This window comes from Streptomyces flavofungini (assembly GCF_041028215.1).
Classification (GTDB): domain Bacteria; phylum Actinomycetota; class Actinomycetes; order Streptomycetales; family Streptomycetaceae; genus Streptomyces; species Streptomyces flavofungini_B.
Genome location: NZ_JASKYR010000821.1, coordinates 1 through 4037, shown reverse-complemented (window position 1 = coordinate 4037; position 4037 = coordinate 1). Strand labels below are relative to the sequence as shown.

Genomic DNA, 4037 nt, shown 5'->3' with positions numbered 1-4037 from the left:
GACGAGGTACCGCCCGGTCTCGCGGTCGCCGAAGGCGTAGGTGCGCAGCCAGGGCGGCACGTCGGCGGCGGGGGCGAGTTCGGCGAAGCCGCGCTCGGCGAAGGCGCTCACCACGGCGGGGAGCCCGGCCGTTCCGGCGGCCTTGACGACGGCGAGTTCACCGCCGGGGCGGGCCGGGGCGTCCAGCGGTCCGACGACCAGCGGCGCCGACCAGACGCGGCCGAGGATCTTCACGGCGGTCTCGGGCGGTCCCGCGTGGCTCCGTCGGCCCTGCCGCAGACCCGTGCGGTCGAATGCGTCGCGATTCGCGGCCGCGGCTTCGTCGGCGGCCGGGGATGAATGCCCCGGCACGGTGTCGGCGTTCTGTTCCGCCATGGAATTCCCCCAGGCGTTCGATGGTCGTCACACACGTAGTCGTCGTCACGTTCGTGATCGTCGTCACGTTCATAGGCGTCGCGCCCGTAGGCGTCACATTCGTAACCGTCGCACTCTGAGCCGTCGCACTGGACGAGAAAGCGTTATCCGTAGCTCAGCGTCACACGAATACCGACGGGCCGACAACGCGTCCAACCGCTTGATGCGCGCACTTGGACGTGGCCAAAATCCACCGGCGTACGAGCCGGTCCGAAGGGACGGATCATCCCACCGGCCCCACGGGTGCGCGCGGCGTGTGCGCCGCCCATTCCGGCACCGCGTCCCACCCCCCGGCGGCCAGCGCCGCCACGAGGCGGTCGGCGGTCGGCTGGGGCACGGCGAACCGCACCGTGAGCCCCGCTTCCGCCGGAGCGTTCACGGCGGCGTCCTCCGCGGTGACGCCGAGCCCCGCGACGGCGGCGAACAGCCGGGCGAGCTCGCCGGGGCGGTCGTCGACGGCCACGCGCACCGTGTGCCGCCCGTCGCCGCCGGGAGCCGCGCCGGGCAGTCGCGCGCGCCCCGACACACCCCGGTCCAGCAGGTCCACCAGGGTGCGCATGCCCAGCTCACGGTCGGGACCGCCGCTTCTGGCCAGCGCGTCCACGGCGGGCACGAGGCGGGACAGATCCGTGTGCAGTTCCCTGAGGACGTCGGCGACCGCGCCCGCGTTGGCCTGGAGGATGTCGCTCCAGAGCCGGGAGTCGCCGCCCGCCACCCGGGTGGCGTCCCGCAGGCCCTGTCCGGCGACCCGGTCGAGACCTGCCGGGCCCTCGCCAAGGCGGGCCGCCATCAGACTGGCCAGCAGATGCGGGACGTGCGAGGTCACCGCGACGGCCGCGTCGTGGTCCCGGCTGCGCATCACCACCGGGACCGCGCCGCACAGGGCGACCAGCTCAAGGGCGCGCTCGAAGGCCGCGTCCGAGGTCAGCCGCGAGGGGGTCAGCACCCAGTTGCGGTCGTGGAACAGCTCGGCGCGGGCGGCCAGCGGCCCCGAGCGCTCGCGCCCGGCGAGCGGGTGGCCGCCGACGTAGCGGGCGGGGTCGGGGGCGTGGTGCAGCGCGGCCTGTTCGGGCCCCGCCTTCACGCTGGCCACGTCGGTGTAGGCGCGGGCGATGCCGCGCTCCTGCGCATCGGCGAGGACGGCGGCCACCTGACTGGGCGGGACCGCGAGCACGGCGAGGTCGACGGGGGCGGCGGGACCCCGCGCGTGCCCCGCGCCGAGGGCGGCGGCCACCCTGACGGCGGCCGGGTCGCGGTCGGCGAGGTGGACCGTCACTCCGGCGCGGCTCACGGCGAGGGCCACCGAAGTGCCGATCAGACCGGCCCCGATCACGGTCATGGTGCGCATCACCGAACATCACCCGTCCCCTGGACCGTCGATCGGCCGTGAACCGTGGCGCTCACCCCCGGGTGAGATCCGCCGGTTTTTTATACCCGGAGTGCGTCGCCGAATTCATGGGCGGCCGCATATCTGGACGGTTCGGATTCCTGGACGGCTCGGATTCCTGGACGGCTCGGATTCCTGGACGGCCCGGATTCCTGGACGGTTCGGTTTGCTGGACGGTCCGGTCCGGCCGTTATGCCGTTACGGCGTCCATGGCACCCATGGCCAGATAGGAGATCCGGCTCGTAGAGTCCCGGGAACGCTTTTCTCCCCCACTCCGGAGACATTCATGAGCGCATTACCGAAAACCGCGGGACCGCTCTCGGATCTGTCGCTCGACCATGTGGAGATGTACGTCGAGGACGTGGAGGCGGCGGCCGCGTCCTGGGTCGACGGTTACGGCTTCACGGTGGTCGGCACCGGCTCCTTCGCCGACCACCGGGGCATCGCGCTGCGCCACGGCCGCATCACCCTCGTCCTCACCCAGGCGACGTCGGACGAGCACCCCGCGTCGGCGTACGTACTCGACCACGGGGACGGTGTCGCGGACATCGCCCTGCGCAGCACGGACGCCGACGCGGCCTTCCGTGCCGCGCTCGACCGGGGCGCGGTGGCCCACCGGCGCGCGCGTGCCGGACAGGGCGCGGCGGTCCGGGGTTTCGGGGACGTCGTCCACACCCTGGTCCAGCGCGCTCCCGGCGAGGGCCCCGGGCTGCCCGCCGGTTACGTGCCCGCGCCCGCCTCGCTCGCCCCCGACGACGTGGGGCTCCTCGACCTCGACCACGTCGCGGTCTGCCTGCCCGCCGGTGACCTCGGTCCGACGGTCGGTCACTATCTGCGTGCGCTGGGCTTCCGGGACATATTCGAGGAGCGCATCGTCGTCGGCGCCCAGGCGATGGAGTCGAGGGTGGTGCAGAGCGCGTCGGGCACGGTGACGCTGACGCTGATCGAACCCGACCCCGAGGCCGCGACGGGGCAGATCGACGAGTTCCTCAAGAGCCACCACGGAGCGGGCGTGCAGCACCTGGCGTTCTCGTCCAGGGACGCGGTGCGCTCGGTCAGGTCGCTCACCGAGCGCGGTGTCGGCTTCCTCCGTACGCCGTCGTCGTACTACGACCTGCTCGGTGAGCGCATCGATCTCGGCGCCGAGCGTCTCGCCGCGCTCCGGGAGACGCACGTGCTCGCCGACGAGGACCACGACGGCAGGCTCTTCCAGATCTTCACCGCCTCGGCGCACCCCCGGCAGACGCTGTTCTTCGAGGTCATCGAGCGCCAGGGCGCCGCGACCTTCGGCAGCGCGAACATCAAGGCGCTGTACGAGGCCGTGGAGCTGGAGCGGACGAAGCAGCGTGGATTCCACCAGCGGTGAACCGCCGGGGCCGCCGGAGCCGCCAGGTCCGCCGGAGGGCGCCGCTTGGGACCTCGGTGTGCACTGCGTCGCCGACGCGGAGCGCGCGGCGGCCGGGGTGCTCCCCCGTGCGGTGTGGGACTTCGTGGCCGGTGGCAGCGGCTCGGAGGTGACGCTCGACGCCAACCGGGCGGCCCTGGACCGCGTCCAGTTGGTCCCGCGCGTCCTGCGGGACGTCTCGCACCGCACGACGGACACGGCTCTGCTCGGGCGCCCCGCCCGGTTGCCCCTGGCGCTCGCGCCCATCGCCTACCAGCGGCTGCTGCACCCCGAGGGTGAGCTGGCCGCCGCGCGGGCGGCGCGGGCCGCGGGTGTGCCGTTCACCGTGAGCACTCTCAGCAGTGTGCCGGTGGAGGCGCTCGTGGCGACCGGCGCGGCCGTCTGGTTCCAGCTCTACTGGCCGCGTGAGCCGGGGCGCGCGCTCGATCTGGTGCGCAGGGCCGAGGACGCAGGGGCGCGGGCGGTCGTCCTCACCGTCGACGTGCCGTGGATGGGCCGCAGGCTCCGGGACGTACGCAACCGCTTCGCGCTGCCGGACGATGTGCGCGCCGTCCATCTGGCCCCGGGCCCGACGGCGGCGCACCGGCCCGCGGCGGGCGGCGGCTCCGCGCTGGCCGCCCATACCGAGTCGGCGCTCTCCCCGGCCCTGACCTGGTCGTCGGTGGCCGAGCTGCGGGCGGCGACCCGGCTGCCGCTGGTCCTCAAGGGCGTCCTGGCGGCGGAGGACGCGGTGCGTGCCGCCGAGTGCGGGGCGGACGCGGTGGTGGTCTCCAACCACGGGGGCCGTCAGCTCGACGGCGCGGTCCCGAGCGTCACCGCGCTGCCGGAGGT

General features: G+C 73.9%; 4 protein-coding genes. 2 read left to right on the top strand and 2 right to left on the bottom strand.

The features are described 5' to 3' along the window. On the bottom strand, positions 1-375 hold a 375-nt coding region (locus AB8Z36_RS35020; RefSeq protein ID WP_369217423.1), incomplete at its 3' end, for an alpha-hydroxy-acid oxidizing protein. A gap of 262 nt (positions 376-637) precedes the next feature. Then, positions 638-1762: a prephenate dehydrogenase gene (locus AB8Z36_RS35015; RefSeq protein WP_440582081.1), complete on the bottom strand. Its 1125-nt coding sequence runs from the start codon at positions 1760-1762 to the stop codon at positions 638-640. Positions 1763-2087: 325 nt separating this feature from the next. Between AB8Z36_RS35015 and hppD the strand changes: the two genes are divergently transcribed. Next, on the top strand, positions 2088-3167 hold the full coding sequence (hppD, locus tag AB8Z36_RS35010; protein WP_369217421.1) for a 4-hydroxyphenylpyruvate dioxygenase: 1080 nt from the start codon (positions 2088-2090) through the stop codon (positions 3165-3167). A gap of 58 nt (positions 3168-3225) precedes the next feature. Beyond that, positions 3226-4037 (top strand): alpha-hydroxy acid oxidase (locus AB8Z36_RS35005; protein ID WP_369217424.1); only part of this gene is annotated, 812 nt, incomplete at its 3' end.